The organism is Rhodopseudomonas sp. BR0G17, assembly GCF_010907025.1.
Taxonomy (GTDB): Bacteria; Pseudomonadota; Alphaproteobacteria; order Rhizobiales; family Xanthobacteraceae; genus Rhodopseudomonas; species Rhodopseudomonas palustris_H.
Window position 1 is genome coordinate 1 of the sequence record NZ_QUML01000048.1, and the last position, 26,207, is coordinate 26,207.

Genomic DNA, 26,207 nt, shown 5'->3' on the forward strand with positions numbered 1-26,207 from the left:
GGGACGTTGCGGCCGGCAGCGGCGGCAGCGCGCGCAGGATCGCTTCGATCAGCGCTTTCTTGCGGACCGGCTTGGCGACATGATCGTTCATGCCGGCGTCGCGGCAGGCGGCGGCGTCTTCGGCGAAGGCATTGGCGGTGAAGGCAATGATCGGGACATTGGCGAGCGCTCCGCCGTGTGAGCGGATTGCCCGCGTGGCATCGAGCCCGTCCATTTCGGGCATCCGCACGTCCATCAGCACGACGTCGTAGCTGAAGCGGGTCGCAGCGGTGACCGCCTCGGTGCCGTCGCAGGCCGTATTGGTCTGGACCCTGAACTCGCCCAGCATCTGCGCTGCGATCGCCCGGTTGGTCGGATTGTCGTCAACCACCAGCACCCGCAGCGGCCGGCCGGCGGCCTCGATCCGGGCGCGGAATTGCGCATAGACGGTCTGGTCGTCCTGCTCCGGCGGAGCCACATCGTCGGCGATCGGCAGCGTCAGCGAGAAGTTGAATTCGGAGCCTCTCCCCGGTGTGGAGGTCACGCCGATCTTGCCGCCCATCTGTTCGATCAGGCGCTTGCTGATCGCAAGACCAAGTCCAGATCCGCCGAACCGCCGGCTGATCGAACTGTCCGCCTGCACGAAGTCCTTAAACAGCGTGTCGATCTTGTCGGGTGCGATCCCGATTCCGGTGTCGGTGACGGTCCATCGCATCCGCGCGTTCGTGGTGTCGCGCGAGATGCACTCGGTCGTGATGGTGATCCGGCCGGCGGTCGTGAATTTCACCGCGTTGGAAATCAGGTTGAGCAGCACCTGCCGGATACGGCCGGCGTCCCCGGTCAGCGCCTCGGGGATATCGCCGCGTGTTTCCTGATGGATCACGAGACCCTTGGCGACCGCGCGCGGTCCGATGACGCTGAGCGTGTTGTCGACGATGCTGCGCGGTGCGAACGGGATCGGCTCCAGGCTGAGGCGGCCGGCTTCGAGCTTGGAGAAATCGAGAATATCGTCGAGGATTTGCAGGAGGTTGTCGCCGGCATCGTGGATGCTGGTGACCGCCTGGCGCTGCTCGGCGTCGAGACGTGTCTCCAGCAGGTTGGTGGCAAGCCCGATCACGGCGTTCATCGGGGTGCGGATTTCGTGGCTCATCATCGCCACGAAGCTGGATTTGGCCGCGCTCGCCGCCTCGGCCGCCTCGGCATAGAGGTGCTGCTTGCCCCACCAGCGTGCGATCGCCACGCTGCCGGTGATGATGACTAGCGCACTGATGATCGACATCGTGATCATCAGCGCGGCCATGTCCTGCCAGCTCTGCAGTGCGCTGTCCTCCGGTTGCGTGACACGGACCACGACCGGGTAGTTCGGCAGCATCCGCGTCACACGAAGACGTTTGTTCGGCCCCGCAGCCTCCCGCTGGCGTCCCCCTGCCGCCAAGGCTAGGCGGCCGGCGTCGGTCACAACCGTGCCGAGCCGGTCCGAGTGGGGATAGTTGACCAGCAGCGTTCCATCGGATCGCATCAAGGAGATTTCGGTGCCGGTCCCGGGGGAGGTGGCGGCGAAGAAGTTTTCGAAATACTGAACGGAGATCGCGCCGAGCAGCAGGCCGATGAAGCCTCCGCTCGCATCGTTCAGACGATGCGCGAGGTAAATGTTCCAGGTTCCGGAACCGCGGTTCCGGGTGGGAGCGCTGACGAACGAGGTCAGCGCCGGATCGCTACTGAGGGCCTGGAAGTAGTCGCGGTCGGAGATGTCGACGTTGGGGATCGGCCAATACCGCGAGAAATTGATCAGCTTGCCGGTCTCGTCGATCATGGTGACGGCGTCGACCTGCGGCATCCCGGTGATCTTCTCGCTGAGCAGCGAATACACGCTCTGCTGCGACATCAGCCGTCGGTAGGAGGCGCTGTCGGTCACGCCGGCGCGGCTGACATAATCACGAATGCTGGAAAGCAGCAGGTCCATCGACTTGAACGACCGATCGGCCTCTTCGGCAAGCGTCAGCGTGTACCGCTCCAGATTGGTCTCTGCCGTCTGCAGCGTGCTTTCGCGCAGGTTGCCGAGGAAGATCAGGTTGGTGCCGACGATGGTGGCGATCAGCACGATCGTCGTGACGCGGAGGGCCACCAGCGATCGCTTGAGGTTCGGGCGGGTCGGCGGCAGCATCGGACGAACGGGCTCCCGGTCAATGATCCGCGGCCGGAGCGGGGCCCCGTCGCGCGCCGATGGCGTCTTGATGGAAGCAGCGCAGCAACGGTGCCGGCCGGAGTTTATCCCCGCGGCCTTCGCCGTTTTGATAGCGCTTGCTTGCTCGAATCCGGTTCATAATGATATTCGGGAACTTAGGTTCTAATCGAGGATATCGGGAAACTCCCGGTCGGTTGGTTCGTACTAGGTGAGAGTGTTGCGGACGACGCTCGAGGCGGGCGCTTACTTAGTAGGGGTGGAAGCAGATAACACCGGCGACCTCGCACGTTTCTGAGATCACCATAACGGTTTGGTGCTGTCTTCGCGTTAACTTGGTTCCCCGTAGAATTACGGGCTGCAGTTGAACGGTACGTTCCATTCAAGGTTTTACCGGGAGGTCGTGTAATGAACGAACAGGCATCGGGAGGAGAAGTCTTCGTCGTCGATGACGATCCGGCGGTGCGCGAGACACTGTCGATCGTGCTCTCGGCGGCGGGCTATCAGGTGATCTGTTTCGCTGACGGTGAATCGTTGCTTGCGGTGGCGCGTAACCGCAGCCCGGCCTGCATCCTGCTGGACGTTCACATTCCCGGCCGGTCGGGTCTCGACATCCTGGCGGAGCTGCACGCTGAGGATTACCCGGCGCCGATCTTCATGATCTCGGGCAAAGGCGACATGGCGATGGCCGTCAACGCCATCAAGAACGGCGCCCTCGACTTCATCGAGAAGCCGTTCCGCGGCAAGGAGATTGTGTCACGGGTGGAGGAGGCGATCGAGGCCTTCTCGCGGCGGCGCGATGCCGGCCAGGGCAGCAAGGCCCCTTCCTACAATTTCCCCGGCAAGGAGCCGCTGACTCTGCGCGAGCGCGAAGTGCTCGAGCTGTTTTCGTCCGGCAATACCAACAAGGAAGCCGGGCGGCAGCTCGGGATCAGCCCGCGCACGATCGAGTATCACCGCGCCAACATCATGAAGAAGCTCGGCGCCCGCAATGCCACCGATCTGGTGCGCATCGTGATGACGGCGCCGAAGTAAGCCGAAGACCGGCGGCGTGTCCGCCGGTCTCTTGTCGTCGGGTGGCCGTTACATCGTGCCGGGGAACGCGCCGCCGTCGAGCAGAAGGTTCTGGCCGGTGATGTAGCCGGCGTGGACGCTGCACAGGAACGCACAGGCGGCACCGAATTCGTCCGGCGTGCCGAAGCGTCCTGCCGGGTTTTCGTTTTTCCGCGCTTCCAGGATCTGCTCGGCTGGCTTGCCGGACGCCTTCGCCTGACCGGCTGCGACGCCGCGAAGCCGATCGGTGTCGAACGGGCCGGGGAGCAGCGCGTTGATGGTCACGTTGTGGCGGACGGTCTTGCGCGACAGGCCGGCGACGAAGCCGGTCAGACCGGAGCGCGCGCCGTTCGACAGGCCGAGCACATCGATCGGTGCCTTCACGGCGGCCGAGGTGATGTTGACGATGCGGCCGAACTTGCGTTCGATCATCTTGTCGACCGTCGCTTTGATCAGCTCGATCGGCGTCAGCATGTTGGCGTCGAGCGCCTTGATCCAGTCGTCGCGGGTCCAGTTGCGGAAATCGCCGGGCGGCGGGCCGCCGGCATTGTTGATCAGGATGTCCGGTTCCGGGCAGGCCGCCAGCGCGGCGGCGCGGCCTTCCGGCGTGGTGATGTCGCCGGCGACCTCGATGATCTCGACATCGGGATAAGCCTTGCGCAGCTCCGCTGCAGCCTGCGCCAGCGCCTCTGCGCCGCGTGCAGTCATCGTCACATGCACGCCTTCGGCGGCGAGCGCCGCAGCGCAGCCGCGGCCTAGTCCCTTGCTCGATGCGCACACCAGCGCGCGGCGACCCTTGATTCCCAGATCCACGTTTCACTCCCGGATGCATGGCGATGTCGATGCGGCCGGCACTCTAGCCATCCCGCTCCGGCATGGTAAGGGGAGGGCAACGCATAACGCATCAACGGGAAACGCGGCATGGATCAACTGTTCGACGTCAGCAACGAAGTCATTCTGGTCACCGGCGCATCGCAAGGGTTGGGCCGGCAATTCGCGCGCGTGCTCGCCGCGCGCGGCGCCGCGATCGTGCTGGCTGCGCGACAGATCGACAAGCTGCAGAGCCTGGAGCAGGAGATCAAGGACGGCGGCGGCCGCGCCGTGGCGGTGCTGATGGATGTCACCGATCTCGGCTCGATGGCCGCGGCGCTTGATCAGGCCGAGGCCGCGATCGGCCCAATCACAGTGCTGATCAACAATGCCGGCGTCGCCACCGAGAAACTTGCGGTCGATCAGACCGAGGCCGATTGGGACAAGGTCATCGGCGCCAATCTGAAGGGCGCTTACTTCCTGGCGACCGAAGTTGCGCGCCGGATGATCGCACGCCAGCAGGGCGGCAACATCGTCAACATCGCTTCGGTGCTCGGCCAGAGCGTGCTGAAATTCGTCTCGCCCTACGCGATCTCCAAGGCCGGCATCATCCAGGCCACCAAAGCGATGGCGCTCGAACTCGCAAGCTCGCGCATCCGCGTCAACGCCCTGGCGCCGGGCTACATCGACACCGACATCAATCGCGAGCTGTGGTCGACGCCGGCCGGCGAGAAGCTGCTCAAGAGCATTCCGCAACGTCGCGTCGGCCACGAGTCCGACCTCGACGGCGCCATCCTGCTGCTCGCCTCCAACGCCTCGCGCTACATGACCGGCAGCGTCGTCACGGTGGATGGCGGATTCTTGCTAGGGTAAGCTACGGAAACGGAAACTATTTCAAAGGTGAGAATATGGATATCGCAAAAGAATATTTCACAAAATTGAGAACGAAGGAGCCGCTTTCTAATGATGCTCAGAGGGCAAATCTTAGAGCGATGCTTGATCGAGCCTATGCGCAACGGTCTTTTGAAATTGAGCACTTTTGGAAGAGGGGAACGTTCTTTTGGGGCTTCCAGATCGTCGTGTTTGCTGCGTTCGGGGTCATTTGGAAGGATCTGAAGAGTGATGCCGGCTATGTAATGCTTTTGGCACTAACTGCGGTCGGACTCTTGAGTGCGCTGGCAAACTCATTTGCAGGCAGAGGCTCAAAATTCTGGCAAGAAAACTGGGAAAAGCACATCGAGATGTTGGAAGACGTCGTTGAGGGGCCTCTCTACAAAACTGTCTGGTTGCGGCAGGGGCAGGTGGAGTATTCAGTTACTGGCTTAAGCATCGCTTTGTCGAATTGTTTCGTGGGGTTTTGGCTGTTTGCTGGTCTCTTCGTGGCCGTTGTCTCCCGCGAGAAACTGTTGAGGGAGGTCATCGATAATCAGGGTGTCTTGCTTCTCACGATTGTTGGAGTGATTGGGGTTATTATCGCCGCTTTTGCTCTTTCTCAGCAGCGCACGAAGATTCGAGGTGCTCTTTACGCCAAGCACAATGATAATGTGGTGGAGTGGCCCAGGGTGAGGTCGATCACTAATGAGGCCTCCTTCGTAGTCCGTCACTTGCCTTCATCAGATCGCTGAAATCGACGTATCGCGCGTAATCGAGAGCTCATTCGATGGCCCTTCCGGGGCGCGAGCGCAGCTCGCAAGTCCCAAATTCATACGCGTTGCGGCGCGATGGGAAGCATGAGTGTTTCTCTCCAATGCCTGATCGCGGGCGCATTCCAGAATGACAGAACTGGATACTGTTGGCGCTGCGGCGGGACAGGCTCTATCCGTCGTCATTCCGGGGCGCTCACGAAAGTGAGCGAACCCGGAATCTCGACGAGTTCCTCCGCGGCGGGCGCCGCGGGGACTAAACTGCTGGATTCCGGGTTCGCGCTGCGCGCGCCCCGGAATGACGTCACCAGCAAGACGACGTCAGTTCGCCCGCATCTCCTCGCGGATCATGTCGGCGGCCTTCTCGCCGATCATGATGGTTGGCGCGTTGGTGTTGCCGCCGATCAACGTCGGCATCACCGAAGCGTCGACGATGCGCAAGCCACCGATGCCGTGCACTTTCAAACGTGGATCGACCACCGCCATCGGATCGCTGCCCATCTTGCAGGTGCCGACCGGGTGATACACGGTGTCGACGCGGGCGCGCAGAATGGCGCGGATATCGTCGTCGGTGCGGACGTTGGCGGTGAACAGATCCTTCTGCTGCAGCGCGCGTAGCGCCGGCGTCTCCATCAGCCGCTGCGTGGTCTTGTAGCCTGCCACCATGGTTTCGAGGTCCTCAGGATCGCCGAAGAAATTCGGATCGATCCGCGGCGGTGCCAAGGGATCGGCGCTGCTGAGCCCGACGCTGCCGAGGCTCTTCGGGCGCAGTAGGCAGAAATGGCAGGAGAAGCCCGTGCCCCAATGCCGCTTGCGGCCGTGATCGTCGACCATCGCCATGCCGAAGTGCAGCTGGATGTCCGGCACGTCGAGGTCGGGCCGGGTCTTCAGGAAGCCGCCGCATTCGGCGAAGTTGGTGGTCAGCGGCCCGCGTCCCTCGCGGCGATATTGTCCGATCGTCGACAGCAGGCGCGCGATGCCGGTGAAGCTGGTTCCGGTGAAATACGGGCTGTCCGACTGATAGGCGAAGATGAAGTCCGGGTGATCCTGCAGGTTCTGGCCGACACCCGGCAGATGGTGCACGACGTCGATGCCATGGGCCTTCAGAGCCGCGGCATCGCCGATGCCGGACAGCATCAGCATCTGAGGCGACTGAAACGCGCCTGAGGCGAGGATGACTTCGCGGCGCGCGCGGATCTCGCGGATCTGGTCGTTCTGCCGATAGGCGACGCCAACCGCGCGGCCGCCTTCGACCAAAATCCGGGTCGCCTGCGCCTCGGTCTCGACACGGAGATTGCGGCGCGTGCCGATGTGAGGATGCACATAGGCCCGTGCCGCGCTCCAGCGCTCGCCATTGTGTTGGGTGAGCTGATATAGGCCGAGGCCTTCCTGCTCCTCGCCGTTGAAGTCGTCGCGAATGCGGAACTGCGCCTCGCGCGCCGCCTGCAGGAAGATCTCGTGCGCCGGATTATCGGTGCGCAGCCGGTTGACGTGCAGCGGCCCGCTCTGGCCGTGATAGGCGCCGTTGAAGTCGGAGTTGTTCTCCGAGCGTTTGAAGTAGGGCAGCACGTCGGCGTAGGACCAGCCGGCATTGCCGAGGTCGGCCCAATGATCGTAGTCCCATTTGTGGCCGCGGATGTAGACCATGGCGTTGATCGCCGACGAGCCGCCGAGGCCCTTGCCGCGCGGCTGATAGCCGATCCGGCCGTTGAGTCCGGGCTGCGGCACGGTCTCGAAATGCCAATTGTTCAGCTTGCTCGGCACCATCAGCGACAGCGCGTAGGGCGTCTTCACCACCCAATTGTCGGCCGTGCCGCCAGCTTCGAGCAGCGCCACCGACGTGTTGGCATCTTCCGACAGCCGTCCAGCGACGGCGCAGCCACCAGAGCCGCCGCCGACCACGACGAAATCCACTGTTTCGCTCACGAGCGTTTCCCTCCGGGATATTGTTTTGTTGATTGCCGCCGGCATCTTCGGCCGTGTGGGTCGTCTCTTGTTACGACATCAGGCGTAGCACCTTCGACAGCCGCGCGATCTTGGCGCCGTAAGGCGGATACAGATCGGCGAAGCGGTTGTAGGGCGAGCGATAGAAGATCGGCTTCATCTTGGTGAAGGTGTTGAAGCCCCATTCGCCGTGATACGCGCCGGTGCCGGACGCGCCGACGCCGCCCATCGGCTGGTTGGCTTGAGCGAAATGCACCAGGCAGTCGTTGATGGTGACGCCGCCCGAGACGGTCCGCTCCAGCACCTGGTCGCGTGCGGCTTCATCGGTGCCGAACCAATACAGCGCCAGCGGCCGGTCGCGGCCGTTGATGAAATCGATCGGCTCGGTCGGCTCGCTGTAGCCGAGGATCGGCAGCAGCGGACCGAAGATCTCCTCCTGCATGATCTTCATCTCGGGCGTGGCACCGAGCACAAGGGTCGGCGGGAATTTGCGCTTGCCGGCCCACGCCGCATCATCCGCGGACGCCGGCTGCAGCAGCCGTGCGCCGCGTGCCACAGCATCGTCGATCAGGCTCTTCAGCCGCGCGTAGTGATGCTCGGCGATGATCGAGGTGTAGTCCGGATTGGCCGGGTCTGTGCCCCACATCTGCTGCATCGCGCCCCAGATCTTGCCGGCGAGGGCTTCGACCCGGTCCTGCGGCGCCAGCACGTAGTCGGGCGCGATGCAGGTCTGTCCGGCGTTCATCAGCTTGGCATAGGCGATCCGCGGCGCCACCTCGTCGAGATCGGCGGAGCGGTCGACAATGGTCGGCGACTTGCCGCCGAGTTCGAGCGTGACCGGGGTGAGGTTCTTGCCCGCCTCCGCCGCGACGATGCGGCCGACACGAGTCGAGCCGGTGAACATCAGATGATCGAACGGCAGCCGAGCGAACGCCTCGGCGACGCCGGGCTCGATCCCGGTCACCATCATCTCGCTCGCGTCGAACTTGGCCGCGACAGTCTCCTGCAGCAGTGCGGCGAAGTGGGGCGATAGTTCGCTCGGCTTGATCATCACCCGGTTGCCGGCGGCGATCGCGCCGATGGCAGGCGCGACGGTGAGCTGCAGCGGATAATTCCACGGCGCAATCACCCCGACCACGCCGAGCGGCTGCGGCAGCAGCCGGTTTTTGCCGGGCAGAAACTGAAGCTGGGTCGACACCTTGCGCGGCGCCATCCAGCGCTTGAGATGCCGCGAGGTGTGCTTGATGTCGCCGAGCAGGCTAAGCGTCTCGGCGATCAGAGTCTCGGTCGAGCTGCGGTGACCGAAATCGGCAGAGATCGCCTGCTCGAATCGTTTCTCGTTGTCCTTGATCAGCGCGCGCAGCCGCGCGAGCCGGTCCTGACGCTGCTCCAGCGTCGGCGGCGGCCCAGCACGTGAAATTTCGAACATGCGATGAAAGCTGTCGTGGAGCGCATTGCCCCCGAAACCGCCGACCGGCTGGTCCATCTTTCGCTCCCTGCGATGCCCAATTGGTTCGTTACGGGCTGATTTTGCCAAATTCTCGCAGGGGAAGAGGATTCCGGCAACCACACCTGGTTCCCTTCGTCATATAATCTTGAAAATCTTCTCCCAAATCCTCCCTTGGGGCTTTGCAAATCCCCCCGGTGTTGGTAGACACCCCTCGCGCCCCGGGCATTCGCCCCGGGCACCTTCTCAGGAAGCCTCCGGGAGGATCAATCAGCGCCTTTGGGCGTTGATGGTCATCGGTTTTCTGAAAGCCGCGCAAAGGTTTAACGCGGGGTGGAGCAGCCCGGTAGCTCGTCAGGCTCATAACCTGAAGGTCATAGGTTCAAATCCTATCCCCGCAACCAAATTACGCCGTCAGGTCCACAGGATCTGGCGGCGTTTTTCGTTTGGGCTGCACGGTTGTTTCGTTACCCGGCGATCTGATCTAACAGGTGCAGCATCGGCCGTCCGCGGTGAGCATTGCGCTTGCGACGTCCGCGGCGGCTTGGACATCGAACGTGAAATCGCTCGGCATCATCTTTCTGTTGGCTTTGGCTGTGTTCGCCTATGGCCTGTATTCGGACATCACGCTGACGCGCTGTGCGCGTGGGACGATCACGGCTGCGCTCGGCCTGTGCTCGGGCAGCGACTGACCTCGGTCGTTCGCAATCGATCGGGTTTGCGGACGTAACTCATCGGCATCAATCGAGGAGGGCCGGGCGGCATGAGCGCGGGCGATAGCGGCGGGTTCTACCAGAGTGTCGCGGTGTTTCGTGGCTTCCGCAGCCTGATGGATCCTGCCCTCTACGCGCCGTTGCCGGACGATTGGACCGTCGGCGTCGCCGACATCGTCGATTCCACCCGTGCGATCGCCGAGCAGCGCTACAAGTCGGTCAACATAGCTGGCGCGGCCGTGATCGCCGCGGTGACCAACGCGCTTCAAGAGCGCGAATTCCCGTTCGTGTTCGGCGGCGATGGCGCCAGCTTTGCGGTGGCACCAGCCGATTTGACCGCCGCCCGCGATGCGCTGGCCGCGACCGCTGCCTGGGTGCGCGACGAACTCGGCCTGACGATGCGGATCGCGCTAGTGCCGGTCGCGGCGATCCGCGCCAAGGGGCTCGAGGTGCGCGTCGCCCGTTTCGCGCCTTCGCCGCACGTCAGCTACGCGATGTTTGCAGGCGGCGGATTGGGCTGGGCCGATGCGGCGATGAAGCGCGGTGAATTTTCGATTCCGCCGGCGCCGCCCGGCACCGCGCCGGACCTCTCCGGTCTGTCGTGCCGGTTCGAAGAAATGCCGGCCCGGCGCGGCGTCATCCTGTCGGTGCTGATCGTGCCGACGGCGCAGGCCGATGGGGCGGCGTATCGCAGCCTGATCGGAAGATATCGTGACGATGGTCGAGCGCAGCCCGGAGGCGGGCAGGCCGGTGCCCCACGAAGGACCGGGATTGCGCTGGCCGCCGCAGGGCCTCGATCTTGAAGCGCACGCCGAACGCGGCGTACCGCTGACGCTGCGCCGCGCCGGCCTGCTGATCCGGACTCTGTTCAGCTACTTGATCATCCGCTTCGGCATCACCGTGCGCGGCTTCGTCCCGCGGCGTTATCTGTCCGAGCTGGTCGAGAATTCAGACTTCCGTAAATACGACGACGGACTGCGCATGGTGGTCGACTGCGCGCCGGAGCTAGCCGACGCGCTGGAGCAGAAGCTCGCCACGGCGGCGGCTGCGGGCGTCGCGCGTTACGGCGTATCGCGGCAGCAGTCGGCGATGGTGACGTGTTTTACGCCGTCGGTAGCGCGTAGCGATCATGTGCACTTCATCGACGGCGCGGGCGGCGGCTATGCGTCCGCCGCGCTGGCCTTGAAGGCGATGCCCGACAGGGCAGCCGCTTAGCGCGTCAGCGTCCAGCTTTCGCCGCCGCACAGGGTGCCGACGCAGCCCTCGACCCGCAGGCTGTTGGGGCCGGTGTGCGAGATGCTGCTCTCGTAAGTCTTGCCGTCGTCGGCGTTGTAGATGTGGCCGCTCCATTTGCCCTGCGACACCGGGCGCATGTCGCCGAAGATCTGCAGGCCGATGATCGGCCGCGACGCGAGCTGCGGATCGGCGTTCTTGTCATCGACCTGGGGCTTGCCGGTGTTCGGATCGATCGGCGTCTTCAGCCAGACGATGCTCCCGCACAGCGCGTTGCCGCAGCTCTTGATCCGGACCTTGGCGTCGCCGGCCTGAGTCAACCAGGTGCCCTGCGGCCCGGCCGATTGGGCGATCGCCCCTGCGGGGGACAGCGACACCAGGGCAACCAGGGCAGCAGCGACAAAACCGGACCGAACGGCCATTCCATACCTCCAAACGATACTCGCGGGAGCCGCGAACAGCATTCAGAAGCAGTGCGGCGGGCGGTTGGATAGCAGAGCGTCCGATTCGTGCAATCGTGTGACCCTTGCTGCACGCTGGGGATAATTCCGATTCATTTGACCCAGCGTGTCAGGTAGATCGCGGCTGCGCTGCCGAGGCCGTACACCACCATCGCCAGCGCCACCATCGCGAACATCGCCGATGCCGGCGCCCCAAAGGCGACCAGCGCCCATCCGCCGAGAGCCACCAGCATGAGCCGTCCGGTCGCGGCGAGCACCGGTCCGCCAACCTTGGCGGCGCCCTGGCTGGCGAAATACAGCGTCACGCCGAGGCCGAAGAAGCCGAAGCCCGGGCCGGCGAAGCGGAAGTAGGTATGCGCAGCGTCAGTAACGGCCGGGTCGGCTGTGAACAGTGACACCCAGAGCGCCGGCCAGATCGCCAGCACGACGCCGACCAGTCCGACGATCAGGGCGGATACGACTCCGGCCGTCCACGCCACCCGCCGCGCGCGGGCGATATCACCGGCGCCGATCGCCATCCCGACCATCGGGATCGAGGCGACGCCGACCGCGAACGCGATCGGGATCAGCAGGAATTCCAACCGCGAGCCGATGCCATAGCCGGCGAGCGTGGTGGTGCCGTAGCTGGCCAGCACCTTCGTGAAGATCAGGATCGTCAACACCGACTGCAGCGGCGCGAGACAGGCGAGCGCGCCGACCTTCAGGATGTCGACGAAGATCGGGCGTTGGAAGCTGAATGCGCGCAGTTGCAGCCGCAGCCGACTGCGGCCGCTGGCGAGATAGATCAGCAGGAACAGCGCGCCGACCGTGAAAGCGATCGCTTGGCCGGAGGCGACGCCAGGCATTCCGAGCCGCGGCATTCCGAACAGGCCGAGGCCGAGCGCGCCGCCGATCACCACCTGCAAAGCCGCAACGCCGAGCAGGGCACCTGCCGGCAGGACCATGTCGCCGGTGCCCCGCAGGATCGAGGCGAGGGTGTTCACCAGCCAGATCGACACGGCACCTGAGAACAGAACGACCGAGTAGCTACAGGCCTGCTCCAACACCTCGCCGCGGCCGCCGAGCAGTGCGAACAGCGATCGGCCGAATAGCTGCATCACCAGCGTGAACAACAGTCCGCCGCCGATCCCAATCAGGATCGCGTGCAGCGCCAGAACGCCGGCCCGGTGTGTATCACCGGTGCCAAGGGCGCGGCTGATCGCCGATGAGACGCCGCCGCCCATGGCGCCGGCCGACATCATCTGCGTCAGCATTGCGAACGGAAACACCAGAGCAATCGCCGCCAGAGGTTCGGTGCCGAGCCGGCCGATATAGGACGTCTCGGCCACCGCCACCAATGCTGTGCCGAGCATCGCGATGGTGTTGGGGATCGCCAGCCGCACTAGTGTCGGCAGGATCGGCGCGGTCAGCAGCCGGTTCGGTGGTGGAGCGGACAGTGGTGTGTCGGCGGGTGCCTCGATGGTCATGCAGTCGCTCCCCGGATGCCGCCTCGCGATTGACGGCGGTCTTTTGTATGATGATTAACATACAATAGCCACAGCGCCTCATCGGGCACAAGCGGCGGGGCATTGCAGGATACGCGGGCGCGACGGCGTTTCGCGCAGGGCTCTGAGGCGGCCGGTCACGCGGCGGCACCCCTGCATTCGGCGCAGAACCAGAATACCGCTGGGATGGATGGTCAAATCTCCCAAACCAGGGCATGAAGAGGGATAAATATTCTCCGGGAGAGGAAACCGCCTATGAAGGCAGCTCAGCTCAGCGCGTTTCAGCGCTGGTCGATCCTGATCGGTGCCTCGGTGCTGCTCAGCCTCGCCATGGGCATGCGGCAGAGCTTCGGGCTGTTTCAGCCCTCGGTGATCCGCGACGTCGGCATCACCAGCGCCGACTTCTCTTTCGCGACAGCACTGCAGAACATCATCTGGGGCGTCACGCAGCCGATGGTGGGACTGATCGCCGATCGTTACGGCACCCGCTGGGTGATGGCCGGTGGCGTCGTGGTCTATGCGGCCGGTCTTGTCCTCATGATGGTCGCGGACTCGGCCTTGATGTTCACGCTCGGCTGCGGCGTCTGCGTCGGCATTGCGCTGTCGTGCACCGCCTCCAGCATGACCATGACGGTGACCTCGCGCACGGTGTCGCCGGCCAAGCGCAGCGTTGCGATGGGCGCGGTCTCGGCTGCCGGGTCGCTCGGCCTGGTGCTGGCTTCGCCGCTGGCGCAGACGCTGATCTCGACCGCCGGCTGGCAGATGGCGCTGATCGGCTTCCTTGGCCTCGCCGCGGCGATGCTGCCGTCGGCGCTGTTCGCAGGCCGTGCCGACAAGCTCGACATCGACAAGTCGGACGACGTGCAGCAGTCGGCCGGCGAGGTGGTGCAGACCGCGCTCGGCCATTCCGGCTTCCTCGTGATGGCGATCGCGTTCTTCGTCTGCGGTCTGCAGCTCGTGTTCATCACCACGCATCTGCCGAACTATCTGGCTATCTGCGGGCTCGATCCGTCACTCGGTGCTTCGGCGCTGGCGGTGATCGGGCTGTTCAACGTGTTCGGCTCTTATGCGTTCGGCTGGCTCGGCGGCAGGTTTCCGAAGCAGTATTTGCTCGGCGGCATCTACATCGTGCGGTCACTGACGGTGGCGGCATATTTCTATTTCCCGGCGTCGGCCACTTCGACGATCGTGTTCGCCGCGATCATGGGGTCGTTGTGGCTTGGGGTGATCCCGCTGGTGAACGGCCTCGTCGCCCAGCTGTTCGGGCTGCGCTACATGGCGACGCTGACCGGCATCGCCTTCCTCAGCCACCAGGTCGGCTCGTTCCTCGGTGCCTGGGGCGGCGGCGTGATCTACGACCATCTCGGCAGCTATGATCGCGCCTGGCAGGCCGCGGTGCTGATCGGCCTGATCGCCGGTTGTGCCCAGATGCTGATGAACGTCCGGCCGCCGCGCCGTCGGGACGAATTGGCGGTCCCCGCAACCGCCTGACCGGACCGGGACGGGGGCTGCCGAGCGTCGACGGTACGATCGGGTGCTAACGGTAAGCTATTCAGGTTGCAGCGGTATTCGCTTCGGCCAGACCGCCGAGACATGCTGTTGCGAGTTAGAATAGATATTGGGTCCCACCGGGGAACCTTTTATAAGGGTTCCCGTTAAAGACGACGTCTCCCACCACCGTGGAAATGCATCATGACCTTCACGCTACCCGAATTGCCGTATGCCTACGACGCGTTGCAGCCGTACATGTCGAAGGAGACCCTGGAATATCACCACGACAAGCATCATCAGGCGTATGTCACCAACGGCAACAATCTGCTGAAGGGCACCGAATTCGAGGGCAAGTCGCTCGAGGAGGTGGTCAAGGGCTCGTTCAACAAGAACGCCCCGTTGTTCAATAACGCCGCCCAGCACTACAACCACATCCACTTCTGGAAGTGGATGAAGCCGAACGGCGGTGGCAGCAAGCTGCCCGGCGCGTTGGAAAAGAAGATCAACGAAGACCTCGGCGGCTTCGAGAAGTTCAAGGCCGATTTCGCTGCGGCCGGCGCCGGCCAGTTCGGCTCGGGCTGGGCCTGGCTCTCGGTCAAGAACGGCAAGCTCGAAATCTCCAAGACTCCGAACGGCGAGAACCCGCTGGTGCACGGCGCCACGCCGATCCTCGGCGTCGACGTCTGGGAGCACTCCTACTACATCGATTATCGCAATCGCCGTCCGGACTACCTGAAGGCGTTCGTCGATAGCCTGATCAACTGGGAGTATGTCGAGGAGCTGTACTCCAAGGCCTGATCAGGGCGGCAAGCTCGCAATCGAATCGGAAAGGCGGTCGCAGTGCGGCCGCCTTTTCTTTTGGCATCGAGCCCGACCATGCGGCTTGCGGTCGCACCTCTCCTGCTGCAAGAACGACGGCGGGGGCGACGTTCGCAGACGGAGCAATTGTCGGATGGCCTATCTTCTGGTGTTCGTGGGCGGCGGGCTCGGGGCGATGTTTCGCCACTTCATCAACACGCTGAGCGGCCGCCTGCTCGGCACCGCGTTTCCTTATCACACCTTCTTCATCAACGTGACCGGCTCGATCGTGATGGGGCTGATCGCCGGCTATCTGGCGTTCAAAGGCGGCTCGTCGCAGCACTTCCGGCTGTTCCTGATGACCGGCATCTTGGGCGGCTACACCACCTTCTCGGCGTTCTCGCTTGACGCGGCGCTGCTGTATGAGCGCGGCGCGATCGGGCTTGCGGTGGTTTACGTGCTCGGCTCGGTGGTGCTGGCGATCGCCGGCCTGTTCGCCGGGATGGCGCTGATCCGCGCCGTCACATAAGACCCTCCGTCATTGCGCTGGACTGCTTCGTCGCCGCGCTACTCGTAGCGACGTGGAGAGCCATCATACGCTGACGTTTGGGCGAGACCTCAGGCCTCGCTCAGGTCGACATCGTATGCAGCAGGAAGGTGAGCGCGGTCGCGGCGAACACGTGCATGTTGTCGACGCGGTCGGCGTTTTCCGTCTCCAGCGTCATCACCGCCTGCCGTGGCCCGGCCACCGCGATGCAAGTATGGCCGGCAGCGTCGCCGTAGCGATTGCCCGATGGGTCGGCGGCCCCGGTTTCTGACAGCGCCCAGTCGGCGCCGAGCCGGGAGCGGATCTGCTTCGCCAGCAATTCGGCATAGGGCTCCGACGAGGACCGCAGTCCCTTCATGTCGGGATCCGGAATATCCATCAGCAAACGTCGCGCCTCGCGCGTGTACACCACCGCCGAGCCGAGAAAGTAGGCCGATGCACCAGGCACGGCGAGCAGGGCAGACGCGATCAATCCGCCGGCCGAGGATTCTGCGACTGCGATGGTCTGCTTCTGCGCGATCAGCCTAAGCGCGACCTTTTCGGCCACCGGCAGCAATTCCCGCATCACCGATCTCCTCTGTGCTGCCTGTCACATCGCCTCTGGCGGGACGAATCGACACTTGATCGGCTGTACTTGATCGGAAGCCGTGCCGGCGGGCAAACCGAATGTGAGCGGGCCCGGCCGCTCAGCGCAGTCCAGCGAAGCTGCTCCACACCAGGCTGAGCCCGGACAGAAACAGCAGCGCCAGCACCACGTTGCGAAACGAGCGGTCGCTCAGCGCGTGGTAGGTCCGCGCGCCCAGCCAGGCGCCCAGCAGGATGGCTGGCAGCGCCAGCAAGGCCGCGTAGAGAACTTCACGCGTGACGAGACCGTGCGCGGTCTGCAGCGCCAGCGCAGCGATCAGCACGGTGGAGTTGAATGCCTGAAACACGCCACGGCGCTGATGCTTGTCCCAGCCGCGGACGCTCGCCCACAAAATCGGTGGAGGGCCGGACAACCCAGCGAAGCCGCCCATCACGCCGCCGATCCAGCCGATCACGCCATCCATCCAGCGGCCGCCGAAGGTCAGTGCCATCGGCGGGGTGAAATACAGCGCGGGCGGGAAGATCAGCAGAAACAGGCCGACGAACAGTTTGAAGCCCCACGGATCGGCATAGGCCACAAGCACGCTGCCCGGGATCACGCCGGCGAGTCCGCCGATCAGGAACGGCGTCACCAGTTTGAAATCGATGTGCTCCCACACCATCCGCATCGTCGAGGCCTGAGAGACCATCGAGCACAGCAGCACCAGCGGGACCGCAATGGTCGGCGGGAAGACGTAGAGCCAGAACCCGAGCGACACCAGCGCCAGACCGAAGCCGGACAGGCCGGAAACGAACCCGCCACACAGCGCGCCGGCGATCAGGATGATGAGAGTTGTTAGTTCCATCGGCCTCGATGCGCCTGCTCAATTCCGCCGGGCGGAAGCCGTCGCGCGTCCGTGAAGGAGTGTCGGCGCAAGCTTGCTTTGTGCCGCCTGCCGATCGGGCTTATAGCATCGGACAAGGCTCCCAAAACCAAAACAAGAGTTGCAGATGTTGGCAGGAAACAAACGAGACGCCGCGCCTGCGGCGAAGCCCGGCAGCGCCGCGAACCTGATCGCGCCCGACACCACGGGGCTGAACTTCTATCGCGCCGATCCGTCGCTCGCCGATCTTTTGCGGATTCATCTGCCGAAATCCCTGATCGATCACATCGAGCCGCATCTCGACCGGCTCGGTGCGCTGGCCGGCGGCCGGCTTGATGAATGCGCGCGGCTCGCCGACCGCCACACGCCGATCTTGCATCAGCGCGACCGCTTCGGCCGTGACGCCCAGTACGTCGAGTATCACCCGGCCTATCGCGAACTGGAGGCTGCCGCGTTCGGCGAGTTCGGCATTCACGCGCTGTCGCACCGCAAAGGCATCATGGGCTGGCCGGACGTCTATCCGGTCACCGCCAAGCACGCCTTTACGCTCTTATTCAACGAAACCGAATTCGGCATGGGCTGCCCGATCAACGTCACCGACGGCTGCGCCAAGCTGCTGTCGAAGTTCGGCGACGAGGCGTTGAAGGCGAAGTATCTCGATGGCCTGACCCAGACCGACATGAGCAAGCTGACCCAAGGCGGCCAGTTCATGACCGAGAAGGAGGGCGGCTCCGATGTCGGCACGCTGACGTCGATCGCCGTGTCCGAAGGCAATCATTGGCGGCTGTATGGCGAGAAGTGGTTCTGCTCAAACGCCGACGCCAAAGTGGTGATGCTGCTGGCGCGCCCCGAAGGCGCCGGTCCCGGCACGCGCGGCGTCGGCCTGTTCCTGATGCCGCGGTTCCTCGACGACGGCTCGCCCAATCACTACCGGATCGTGCGGCTGAAGGACAAGCTCGGCACCCGCTCGATGGCGTCGGGCGAGATCAAGCTCGAAGGCGCGATCGCTTATGCGGTCGGCAAGCTCGACCGCGGCTTCGTGCAGATGGCCGAGATGGTGAACTCATCGCGGCTGTCCAACGGCGTGAAGTCCACGGCGTTGATGCGGCGCGCCTGGCACGATGCGATCACTGTGGCGAAGAACCGCGTAGTGTTCGGCAGTCGCATCGCCGATCTGCCGCTGGCGCGCCGGCAGCTGCTGAAGATCCTGGTTTCGACCGAGCAGGGAATGTCGGTCAGCTTCCTCACCGCCGATGCACTCGACCGCGCCGAAGGCGGCAGCCAGGACGCGGCTGCGCTGCTGCGTATCCTCACGCCCACGCTGAAATTCCGCGCGACCCGCGACGCGCGCAAAGTCTGCGGTGATGCGCTCGAGATGCGCGGCGGCATCGGTTATGTCGAGGAGTTCGCCACCGCGCGGCTGCTCCGCGACGCGCATCTCGGCTCGATCTGGGAAGGCACCGGCAACATCGTGGCGATCGATGCGCTGAAGCGCGCGATCGGCAGGCACGGCGCGGAGTCGGCGCTAGGTGCCGATCTGCATGCGCGGCTCGACGATGCGGTGCGCGTGCCGCAGGACTGGCGCGACCGGTTGCGCGGGCTGATCGATAAATCGATCGCCTTCGCCCGCGACGTGGCGCGGAGCAGCGAGAACGAAGCCGACGCCCGCCGTGCCACCAGCGCGCTGTATCACGTCGCCAGCGCGGTGGCGCTCGCCTGGGAGGGCGCGAAGATCGACGCGATGCGCGGCGATGCCCGGCGCGTGCTGCTGTCGCGCCTCGTGGTTGAGCATCGCCTGTACCAGCCTGATCCGTTTGCACATCAGGACGGCAAGCTCGAACTCGCGATTGCCGGCCATCTGTTGGGTGAGCAGGCCGCGGGCATAGACGAGATCGCGCCGCTGCTGACGGCGTAGTATGCGAGCGACACAATCTCTCGCGTCATTGCGAGGAGCGAAGCGACGAAGCAATCCAGCCCAGCGTTCGGAGCTGGATTGCTTCGCTTCGCTCGCAATGACGGGGGCGTTCGTCGCTAATTAATCGACGAACGCCTTCGGCGGTTTGAAGCCGCCGAGTTCGCGCTCGATCAGTTCGGCGAGCTCAGCGGCGTGCGGTCTTCCAGCCAGGGGCCGACGATCTGCGCGCCGATCGGCAGCGATCCGCTTGCAAATCGTTAGCAGCGGTGCCGGCTCTATTGGTAAATCAGCCGGGTTGAGCGGCGGGCCGATCCGGCCCAGCATTATTTATCGATTCGATTTTGAGTCGGCTGCGCGTTTGCTTGTTGACCGAGCCCACACCTCGTCCCGTAGGAAATTGCAAGGGCCGCGCATCAGCGTGCCGCGATGGCGCGAGTGTGCTTGCCTGAGCGGGAGTGATTGATGCTATTTCGTCGTCTGCGGCCGCGGCACCTTCTTTCGCTCTGCGCCGTCGCGGTCGCGATCGTCAGTGGCCGGCCGGCACTCGCCCAGCAGCCGATCACCACGCCGATCCTTCTCACCGACCCGAACTTCCGCGATCTCGCCGGCATCATCCCGGCGGCGGGCGGTAGCGGTTTTGCCGATACCACCGCGCATGGCGGCGTGATGCGGGCCGGCGTGTTCTATCGCTCCGAGGCGCTGTCCATGTTGTCGGCCGCCGACTGGGCGACGCTGTCGTCGCTGCGCATCGGGCTCGACATCGATCTGCGCACGCCGGCGGAGATCAATGGCCCGATTACCGTGATGGCGCCGAATGCCGGGCCGGATTGGGTGCCGGCCGGCGCGCGCTACGTCAATATCAACATCTTCGGCAGTTCTGGGACGCCCTCGACAGCGTCGGTGACCACGGCAGCGGCGGCCGTCAGCTACATGGAGTCGCTGTATCAAGGCTTTGTCACCGATCCGGGCCAGCGCGCTGCGTTCCGCGACGTGCTGCTGACGCTGGCCGGCGACCCGTCGGCTGCCGCGCTGTATCATTGCTCCGCCGGCAAGGACCGCACCGGCTGGACCTCGATGCTGTTGCAGAGCATCGCCGGCGTTTCGCCCAGCACGATCATGACCGCCTATCTGGCCACCAACATCTATATGGCGGCCTCGAACCAGACCATGCTGGCGCAGATCTACACTGCGGCCGGCGGCGGCGCGGCGGGCAACGCCGCGGTGGCTGTCGCGGCGCCGATGTTCGGCGTCCAGACCAGCTATCTGCAGGCCGGCCTCGATCAGGTCGCTGCGCAATATGGCTCGGTCTACGCCTATCTGATGCAGGGCCTCGGTCTGTCGCTGGCGGACATCTACGTGCTGCGCGCCAAGATGGTGTATTTCGCCAGCCTGCCGGGGCAGTCCGGCATGACCGGCAACGCCGCCGCCGGCGCCGCGTTGCTCGGCGCCCTGCAGAACTCACCGCTGTCGGGCCGCTACACCAGTTTCAATTACTATCTGCAATCCGCGATCGATGCCGGCACGCTGGGCGGCGTCGAAACCCAGGTCGGTGGCCAGGTCCACGCCGATACGGCGGCGTTCCTGACGCATCAACCGCTGTGGATCGACAGCGCCACCGCGCCCTATGCCAGCGGCCGCGATCTACGCGGCGGCGAAAGCCGGGCGTGGCTGAGTGGCCTCGGCGGCTATCTGGTGTCGAACGGCGGCAGCGGCGTGGCGAAGAGTACCGAGCGCAGCGCCGGACCGCTCGCCGGCGTGACGTGGCGCATCGACGGGCAGACCAGCGCGTTCGTCGGTGCCGGTTATCAGGGCGCGTCGGTGAGTAGCGCCGGCGGCAATGCCGATCTCGATCTTGCGGTGGCGACCTTCGGCGGGCGTTACGGCTTCACCAGTCTCGACGTCGGGCCCTATCTGTCTGCGCGTAGTACGCTGACGTGGGCACAGGACCGCGTCAGCCGCAGCCTCGGCGGCGCCCTCGGCACGGCCACCGGCAGTGGCTCCGGCGGGGTGGTGAGCGGTCGTGTCGATGTCGGCAACGTCGTCCGCTTGGCGCCGTGGACGATCACGCCGCAACTCGGCCTGCGCGCCACCTATGTGCGGCTCGGCGGCTTTGGCGAAACCGGCAGTGAGCTTGCGCTGGCGGTGGAGCGCACCGAGCGGACGCTGACCAGCGCCATTGCCGATCTCGACATTGCGCTGGATGCGCGTGCCATGGCCGGCTGGCAGCTGTCGCCGGCGCTGACGCTCGGCTATGAGCGGGCCCTGTCCGATCCGCAGCTGGTCTCGAATGCGAGCCTGTACGGCTATCGCATCGCGCAGGTCTCGGCGTTCGACAGTCGCAATCTGCTCCGCGCCGGCCTAGCGGTGGCGGCACGGCAGAATGCCGCGACACTCAGGGCCGGCGCCAATGCGATCATCGGCGACAATGCGAGCACCGGCTTCGATGCCCGCCTGTCGCTCGAGGTCAGCTTCTGATCAGTCGACGAACGCCTTCGGCGGTTTGAAGCCGCCGAATTCGCGCTCGATCAACTCGGCGAGTTTGAGCGGCGTGCGGTCTTCCAGCCAGGGGCCGACGATCTGCGCGCCGATCGGCAGGCCGTCGTCCGACATCGCGATCGGCAGGGCGGTTGATGGCAGGCCGGGCAGGGTGGCAATGCCGGGCCACACCAGTTGGTCGACGTAAGGATGCTGCTTGCCGTCGATCTCGATGCGGCGCTCTTCCTGCGGCTCGTGGTGATCGTGCGGATACGCTGGAGTCGGCATCACCGGGCAGATCACCGCATCGAAGGATTTGAACAGCTCGCGCCATTGCGCGCGCAGGCCGGTGCGGCGGCTGTCGGCGGCGACCCAGTCGCGGTGGCTGAGCACGATGCCGCGCAGCCGCTCGGCGGCGAGGCTGTCGTCGTTGGCGCTGAGCTGGGCCGCCATCGCCTGGGCGCCGGCGTAGAGGTCGGGCGGGAAGCCGGCGGCGAGGAACGACAGCAGCATCCGCATATAGACCCGCGACGTCTCGGCAAGATCGGGCAGCAAGGGCGAGGAGCGGGTGACGCTGGCTCCGGCCTTGGTCAGGCCGTCCGCCAGCGTCTGCAGCGCGCTGTGCACGGCGGAGCCGGTCGGCAGCAGCGGATGGGTATCCAGCAACAGCACGCGGAAGTCCTTCAGCGCCGTGTGCCGTGCTGGCGGTAGATCGAGCCGATACGCGATCCCGTCGAAGATCGGGTCTGTGCCGGCGATGACGTCGAGCAGCAGCGCCAGATCGGCGGCCGAGCGCGCCATCGGGCCGATCACCGACAGATCGCGATTCGACGGCAGCGGCGGAAACGGCGGCGGGGTGTGGCCGCGCGCCGGGCACAGGCCGAAGGTCGGCTTGTGGGCGTAGACGCCGCAGTAATGTGCCGGCACCCGCAGCGAGCCGCCGATATCCGAGCCGAGCGACAGCGCGCCGAAGCCGGCCGCGAGCGCGGCGGAGGAGCCGCCGGACGATCCGCCAGGCGTGCGGCCGAGATCATAAGGATTGCCGCTGGTGCCGTAGATCTCGTTGTAGCTTTGCCAGTCTCCCAGAGCGACCGGTACGTTGGTTTTGCCGAGGACGACGCCGCCTGCGGCTTTCACCCGCTCGACCGCCAGCGCATCGGCGGCGGCGACGAAGTTCTTCTGCTCGACGAAGCCCCAGGTGGTCGGCAGGCCGGCGACGTTGAAGCTCTCCTTGACGGTCATCGGAATGCCGAGCAGCGGCTCGCGTCCGCCGCGCGACAACGCCAGATCGGCCGCCCGCGCGCTCTGCAGGGCGCGGTCGAAGTCGCGGACGCACACCGCGTTGACCTTGTCGTCGTGCCGCTCGATCCGCCCGATCGCATCCTTCGCAAGTTCGACGGCGGAAACCTGCTTGGCTCTCAGAGCGGCGGAAAGATCGGTGACGGTCGCAAAGCTCCAGGATGAGGCGGACAAGGCGTGCAACTCCGTAGGCTGGTGATTAGTACGCTGACGTGGCGCAGCACTATACGCCAATAGTTTTCAATGGCGACAATTTTCCCAACAGGCAATGATGCTGACGGGGAGCTGACAGAGAGGGTTTTTGTGAGCACAATTTCCTGTGATGAAAAATTAGTTTGATCGGCGTCAACGGATTCAGATACTAACAAGTGATCTAATTACCAAGTGTGCGGTTATGGGTTCATTTAGTAATCCAGGCCGTGTCGACGGCGGCGCGAAATTTGTTGTTGCTAATTATTCCTATCGAGCTGGCGCCGCTCGTCCAATAACAATCTTGCATCCCAAAAGAGCTGAACATTGATCGGGAGGAAACCGTGACAAAAACAACGCGTGACGTGTGTCTAGTGGAATTGTCGCGCCGCAACATGCTTCGGGTTGCGGCGGGAGCGGCTGGGGCGGTCGCGATTGTGGGGCTCGCTGCCAGCGAAGCACTTGCTTCGGACAAGATGGCCAAGTCTGCGGCGCAGTATCAAGCCTCGCCGCACAGCGGGCAGTCTTGCGGAAAGTGTCAGAACTACATTGCGGCTTCCAGTAGCTGCAAGGTCGTTGACGGCCCTGTAAGTGCGAACGGCTGGTGCTCGCTGTTCGTCACGAAAGGCTGATCTGTTTGTTGTGCCGAGCGTGCTTGGCGAAAGGCGTTACACATCGAGCGGACGCAGCCGCGTTGGCTGCGTCCGGATTTGAACAGAATTGATTGTTTGGGGACGGGCTTTGAGCAAATTCAGCGATCGAGCGACACAATTCCTTGGCGGTGTGGTGGCCTTTGCCGGCGGCGCGGTCATCACTGGCGTAACGTTGGTGGTCACCCCGCCGACGGCGCAAGCGCTGCCGATCTTCGCCCGTCAGACTGGTCAACCCTGCGGTAACTGCCACACCGATGTTCTCGGCCTCACGCCATTCGGCCGTCGCTTCAAGCTCGGCGGTTACACGCTCGGCGGCGGGCCATTCCGCAAGACGCTGTTTCCGATCCCGCCTTCCGGCAAGGTGTTTCCGACGGCGGATGAACTCAAGTCGGTCCTTGTGCCGGGGACAGCATCTCAGGATGCTGTCGCCCAGCTTCGTTCTTATGCCCAGCAGACAACATCTGACGCGAAGTCAGCCAGGCCGGCCGCAACGCCCGAGCAGGCGATAACCGATGCGTTCGCGGCGGTGCAGAAGCCGGAGGAGGAGCCCGGCTGGTTTCCGCCGTTGGCCGTGATGCTGCTCGGCGGCTACACCCACACACAAGCGCCAGATCCGAACTGGACGCCCGGCGTCAATCACTGGAACGCCAACGACAATACCGGTCTGGCGCAGGCGAGCCTGTTCGGCGGCGGTGCCATGAGCGACAATGTCGGCGTGTTCGCGCAGCTGACTTACAGTTTCCCGGCGATCGCGGATGCGTCGGGCAAGTGGGGTTGGGACAATGTCGATGTCCGCTATGCGCAGTCAGGCCAGATCGGTGGCGTCGATGTGCTATTCGGTATCACCGCGCACAACAATCCAACCGTGCAGGATGTGTGGAATACCGCGCCGGCCTGGACCCATCCGTACTTCACGACTCAGCTCGGCTTCACCGGCCCGGCGACGTCGACGGTGATCGACGGCGCCTATTCGCAACGCGTTGCCGGCCTCGGCGGCTATCTGTTCATCAATGATCAGCTCTATCTCGAGGCCACCGGCTACAAGACCCTCGGCGTCGTGGCGCAGACCCGGCTCGGCGCCGATCCGCTCACCAGCCTCGGCCAGATCGCCGGCGTCGCCCCTTATGGCCGCGTTGCCTGGGAACAGCGGTTCGGCGACCACAATCTGATGGTCGGCGGCTTCGCTAGCCGGTTCGAGATCGCGCCCTGGTCGGTGAGCGGCGTCCCTGTGCCGCTCGACACCACCGGCAATCTCGCCGACGTGCCATATGGAGCCACGAACAAGTATACCGACTTCGGTTTCGATACGCAGTATCAGTATCGGGGCGACAATTACTGGGTGATCCTGAAGGGCGCTTACATCCGCGAGGAGCAGCGCTATGATGCCGGCTATATCGGCGGGATCGTTCCGGCGAATCTGACCAACTCGCTGAACACTTTGCGGGCCAGCTCGACTGTCGCGATCGGTAACGACAATCGGGTGGTTGCGACCGGCCAGTACTTCCGGACCTGGGGATCGCCCGACGCCATTCTTTACCAGGGAAATCAGGACAGCGTGCCGGACACCACAGGCTTCATGGCGGAGCTTGCCTACCTGCCGTTCGGCTCGAGCCGCGCGCCGTACTGGCCCTGGTTCAACACCCGCATCGGCCTGCAGTATTTTTACTACACCAAATACAGCGGCGACACCGTCACGTCGCACGACAAGAACACCTTCATCGTCTACTCGACGATTTTGTTCTGAGGGTGCGCTGGTCGGGACACTGACCGGCTACAGGTGACTTGCATCGGGTTGGCGCGCCATCTGGGCTGGATGGCGCGTCGGGTAGAGTCTCCCTTGACTGAAGCTCCGGCGGTTCCGGGGCTTCCTTTGTTTTTCGTGGCCGTCATCTTGGTGCGACGCGTAGCAAGTGCGGCAGGGTGCCCCGATCCGCTGCCAGAGCTTCATTTGAAGGATATAAAGTCGAAGCGGCCTAACCGCCCCGGAAATCCTGCGGCGTGAAGCCGATGTCGAGGATGCGCCATTCCCGGTACTTGTCGGCTGGCAGCATGGTGTAGGGCTGGCACGCTTCGAGGGCGGCGATGGCGCCCTTCATCAGCGCTGGGCCTTTGGCCGAGGCGCTGGCCTCGATCAGGAACGGCTCCTGGGCGAGCCGGCCGTCCGGCGTCAGGCCCACCCGGATCACGATCTTGACGTTGTCGGCCGGCGACAGGCCCGCCGGCAGCGCCGCGCAGGCTTTCAGCCGCTTGCGCAGGGCCGCCACCGCATCGGCGCTGATGTTGGCGACGGTCTCGGCCGGCGCGTCAAAGCCGCCTTCGGCCGGCAGCCCGAGCGCCACGGAGTATTTTACGGTGATGTCCGGCTCCTGCGGAATCGCCGGCGGATAGGGTGCAGCCCCCGCCGCCTGCGATTCCGCAGGAGCCGGACATCACCGTAAAATAC

The 26,207-nt window shown here is 64.5% G+C and carries 21 protein-coding genes, 1 tRNA gene and 2 pseudogenes; 13 read left to right on the forward strand and 11 right to left on the reverse strand.

Features of this window, described 5'->3' with window-relative positions:
- On the reverse strand, positions 1-2,143 hold a 2,143-nt coding region (locus tag DY467_RS23645; protein WP_164639400.1), incomplete at its 3' end, for a hybrid sensor histidine kinase/response regulator.
- 426 nt (positions 2,144-2,569) lie between these two features.
- Here DY467_RS23645 and DY467_RS23650 point away from each other — a divergent pair.
- Positions 2,570-3,196: a response regulator transcription factor gene (locus DY467_RS23650; RefSeq protein WP_164639401.1), complete on the forward strand. Its 627-nt coding sequence runs from the start codon at positions 2,570-2,572 to the stop codon at positions 3,194-3,196.
- 48 nt (positions 3,197-3,244) lie between these two features.
- On the opposite strand, the gene DY467_RS23655 is transcribed toward DY467_RS23650, so the two are convergent.
- On the reverse strand, positions 3,245-4,027 hold the full coding sequence (locus DY467_RS23655) for an SDR family oxidoreductase (protein WP_012495252.1): 783 nt from the start codon (positions 4,025-4,027) through the stop codon (positions 3,245-3,247).
- Positions 4,028-4,135: 108 nt separating this feature from the next.
- On the opposite strand from DY467_RS23655, the gene DY467_RS23660 reads away from it, so the two are divergent.
- Together DY467_RS23660 and DY467_RS23665 are read left to right on the forward strand one after the other, a co-directional pair.
- Positions 4,136-4,897: an SDR family NAD(P)-dependent oxidoreductase gene (locus DY467_RS23660; RefSeq protein WP_164639403.1), complete on the forward strand. Its 762-nt coding sequence runs from the start codon at positions 4,136-4,138 to the stop codon at positions 4,895-4,897.
- Positions 4,898-4,932: 35 nt separating this feature from the next.
- Positions 4,933-5,649 (forward strand): RipA family octameric membrane protein, encoded by a 717-nt coding sequence (locus DY467_RS23665; RefSeq protein WP_164639405.1) that lies wholly within the window; start codon positions 4,933-4,935, stop codon positions 5,647-5,649.
- Positions 5,650-5,988: 339 nt separating this feature from the next.
- Here the strand turns inward: DY467_RS23665 and DY467_RS23670 are convergent, their stop codons facing one another.
- A complete protein-coding gene (locus tag DY467_RS23670; protein ID WP_164639407.1) occupies positions 5,989-7,593 on the reverse strand; it encodes a GMC family oxidoreductase in 1,605 nt (534 codons plus the stop codon).
- Positions 7,594-7,663: 70 nt separating this feature from the next.
- Positions 7,664-9,097 (reverse strand): coniferyl aldehyde dehydrogenase, encoded by a 1,434-nt coding sequence (locus DY467_RS23675; protein WP_164639409.1) that lies wholly within the window; start codon positions 9,095-9,097, stop codon positions 7,664-7,666.
- 288 nt (positions 9,098-9,385) lie between these two features.
- Between DY467_RS23675 and DY467_RS23680 the strand changes: the two genes are divergently transcribed.
- The 3 genes and pseudogenes from DY467_RS23680 (at position 9,386) to DY467_RS23685 (ending at position 10,986) form a co-directional block, all read left to right on the forward strand.
- Positions 9,386-9,462 (forward strand) — tRNA-Met (locus DY467_RS23680).
- Between the two features lie 153 nt (positions 9,463-9,615).
- Complete coding sequence (locus DY467_RS26735) at positions 9,616-9,750, forward strand: hypothetical protein (RefSeq protein WP_013503510.1); 135 nt, start codon at positions 9,616-9,618, stop codon at positions 9,748-9,750.
- Positions 9,751-9,821: 71 nt separating this feature from the next.
- Positions 9,822-10,986: pseudogene (locus DY467_RS23685) on the forward strand (DUF3095 domain-containing protein).
- On the opposite strand, the gene DY467_RS23690 reads toward DY467_RS23685, so the two are convergent.
- Complete coding sequence (locus DY467_RS23690; RefSeq protein ID WP_164572591.1) at positions 10,983-11,426, reverse strand: DUF2147 domain-containing protein; 444 nt, start codon at positions 11,424-11,426, stop codon at positions 10,983-10,985. The pseudogene DY467_RS23685 and the gene DY467_RS23690 sit on opposite strands and share 4 nt — an antisense overlap.
- A 131-nt stretch (positions 11,427-11,557) precedes the next feature.
- Complete coding sequence (locus DY467_RS23695) at positions 11,558-12,931, reverse strand: MATE family efflux transporter (RefSeq protein ID WP_164639411.1); 1,374 nt, start codon at positions 12,929-12,931, stop codon at positions 11,558-11,560.
- A 273-nt stretch (positions 12,932-13,204) separates the two neighbouring features.
- On the opposite strand from DY467_RS23695, the gene DY467_RS23700 reads away from it, so the two are divergent.
- The 3 genes from DY467_RS23700 to crcB all read left to right on the forward strand — a co-directional run bounded on the left by DY467_RS23700 (position 13,205) and on the right by crcB (position 15,767).
- Positions 13,205-14,440, forward strand: a complete 1,236-nt coding sequence (locus tag DY467_RS23700) for an MFS transporter (RefSeq protein ID WP_164639413.1) — start codon at positions 13,205-13,207, stop codon at positions 14,438-14,440.
- Positions 14,441-14,641: 201 nt separating this feature from the next.
- Positions 14,642-15,238, forward strand: a complete 597-nt coding sequence (locus DY467_RS23705) for a superoxide dismutase (RefSeq protein ID WP_107343674.1) — start codon at positions 14,642-14,644, stop codon at positions 15,236-15,238.
- 154 nt (positions 15,239-15,392) lie between these two features.
- The gene (gene crcB, locus DY467_RS23710) at positions 15,393-15,767 is read left to right on the forward strand and encodes a fluoride efflux transporter CrcB (RefSeq protein ID WP_107343675.1); all 375 of its coding nucleotides are present in this window, start codon (positions 15,393-15,395) and stop codon (positions 15,765-15,767) included.
- 100 nt (positions 15,768-15,867) lie between these two features.
- Here the strand turns inward: crcB and DY467_RS23715 are convergent, their stop codons facing one another.
- On the reverse strand, positions 15,868-16,350 hold the full coding sequence (locus DY467_RS23715) for a CinA family protein (RefSeq protein ID WP_164639415.1): 483 nt from the start codon (positions 16,348-16,350) through the stop codon (positions 15,868-15,870).
- A gap of 121 nt (positions 16,351-16,471) precedes the next feature.
- Positions 16,472-17,215, reverse strand: coding sequence for a sulfite exporter TauE/SafE family protein (locus tag DY467_RS23720; RefSeq protein ID WP_164639417.1), 744 nt, complete (start codon positions 17,213-17,215; stop codon positions 16,472-16,474).
- Positions 17,216-17,360: 145 nt separating this feature from the next.
- Between DY467_RS23720 and DY467_RS23725 the strand changes: the two genes are divergently transcribed.
- Positions 17,361-19,148, forward strand: coding sequence for an acyl-CoA dehydrogenase family protein (locus tag DY467_RS23725; RefSeq protein WP_164639419.1), 1,788 nt, complete (start codon positions 17,361-17,363; stop codon positions 19,146-19,148).
- 120 nt (positions 19,149-19,268) lie between these two features.
- On the opposite strand, the gene DY467_RS23730 is transcribed toward DY467_RS23725, so the two are convergent.
- Positions 19,269-19,472, reverse strand: coding sequence for a hypothetical protein (locus DY467_RS23730; RefSeq protein ID WP_164639398.1), 204 nt, complete (start codon positions 19,470-19,472; stop codon positions 19,269-19,271).
- Positions 19,473-19,610: 138 nt separating this feature from the next.
- Between DY467_RS23730 and DY467_RS23735 the strand changes: the two genes are divergently transcribed.
- Positions 19,611-21,623: a tyrosine-protein phosphatase gene (locus DY467_RS23735; RefSeq protein ID WP_164639421.1), complete on the forward strand. Its 2,013-nt coding sequence runs from the start codon at positions 19,611-19,613 to the stop codon at positions 21,621-21,623.
- Here the strand turns inward: DY467_RS23735 and DY467_RS23740 are convergent, their stop codons facing one another.
- Entirely contained in the window at positions 21,624-23,096 is a 1,473-nt protein-coding gene (locus DY467_RS23740) for an amidase (RefSeq protein WP_164639424.1), read from the reverse strand.
- A gap of 491 nt (positions 23,097-23,587) precedes the next feature.
- Here DY467_RS23740 and DY467_RS23745 point away from each other — a divergent pair, with 491 nt between their 5' ends.
- Positions 23,588-23,743 (forward strand): high-potential iron-sulfur protein, encoded by a 156-nt coding sequence (locus DY467_RS23745; RefSeq protein ID WP_234820213.1) that lies wholly within the window; start codon positions 23,588-23,590, stop codon positions 23,741-23,743.
- A gap of 109 nt (positions 23,744-23,852) precedes the next feature.
- Positions 23,853-25,508: a cytochrome C gene (locus DY467_RS26580; RefSeq protein ID WP_246701628.1), complete on the forward strand. Its 1,656-nt coding sequence runs from the start codon at positions 23,853-23,855 to the stop codon at positions 25,506-25,508.
- A gap of 229 nt (positions 25,509-25,737) precedes the next feature.
- Here DY467_RS26580 and tolA read toward each other — a convergent pair.
- Positions 25,738-26,172 (reverse strand): annotated as a pseudogene (gene tolA / locus DY467_RS23755) (cell envelope integrity protein TolA); the annotation flags it as partial.
- Between the last annotated feature and the right edge of the window lie 35 nt (positions 26,173-26,207).

What these genes read in the sequence shown, in the direction of transcription:
- DY467_RS23725 (WP_164639419.1), top strand. Translation starts at nt 17,361, where the DNA reads ATGTTGGCAGGAAACAAACGAGACGCCGCGCCTGCGGCGAAGCCCGGC.
- crcB (WP_107343675.1), top strand. Translation starts at nt 15,393, where the DNA reads ATGGCCTATCTTCTGGTGTTCGTGGGCGGCGGGCTCGGGGCGATGTTT.
- DY467_RS23695 (WP_164639411.1), bottom strand. Translation starts at nt 12,931, where the DNA reads ATGACCATCGAGGCACCCGCCGACACACCACTGTCCGCTCCACCACCG.
- DY467_RS23675 (WP_164639409.1), bottom strand. Translation starts at nt 9,097, where the DNA reads ATGGACCAGCCGGTCGGCGGTTTCGGGGGCAATGCGCTCCACGACAGC.
- DY467_RS23660 (WP_164639403.1), top strand. Translation starts at nt 4,136, where the DNA reads ATGGATCAACTGTTCGACGTCAGCAACGAAGTCATTCTGGTCACCGGC.
- DY467_RS23735 (WP_164639421.1), top strand. Translation starts at nt 19,611, where the DNA reads ATGCTATTTCGTCGTCTGCGGCCGCGGCACCTTCTTTCGCTCTGCGCC.
- DY467_RS23665 (WP_164639405.1), top strand. Translation starts at nt 4,933, where the DNA reads ATGGATATCGCAAAAGAATATTTCACAAAATTGAGAACGAAGGAGCCG.
- DY467_RS23690 (WP_164572591.1), bottom strand. Translation starts at nt 11,426, where the DNA reads ATGGCCGTTCGGTCCGGTTTTGTCGCTGCTGCCCTGGTTGCCCTGGTG.
- DY467_RS23700 (WP_164639413.1), top strand. Translation starts at nt 13,205, where the DNA reads ATGAAGGCAGCTCAGCTCAGCGCGTTTCAGCGCTGGTCGATCCTGATC.
- DY467_RS23730 (WP_164639398.1), bottom strand. Translation starts at nt 19,472, where the DNA reads ATGCTGGGCCGGATCGGCCCGCCGCTCAACCCGGCTGATTTACCAATA.
- DY467_RS23720 (WP_164639417.1), bottom strand. Translation starts at nt 17,215, where the DNA reads ATGGAACTAACAACTCTCATCATCCTGATCGCCGGCGCGCTGTGTGGC.
- DY467_RS23650 (WP_164639401.1), top strand. Translation starts at nt 2,570, where the DNA reads ATGAACGAACAGGCATCGGGAGGAGAAGTCTTCGTCGTCGATGACGAT.
- DY467_RS23745 (WP_234820213.1), top strand. Translation starts at nt 23,588, where the DNA reads ATGGCCAAGTCTGCGGCGCAGTATCAAGCCTCGCCGCACAGCGGGCAG.
- DY467_RS23705 (WP_107343674.1), top strand. Translation starts at nt 14,642, where the DNA reads ATGACCTTCACGCTACCCGAATTGCCGTATGCCTACGACGCGTTGCAG.
- DY467_RS23715 (WP_164639415.1), bottom strand. Translation starts at nt 16,350, where the DNA reads ATGCGGGAATTGCTGCCGGTGGCCGAAAAGGTCGCGCTTAGGCTGATC.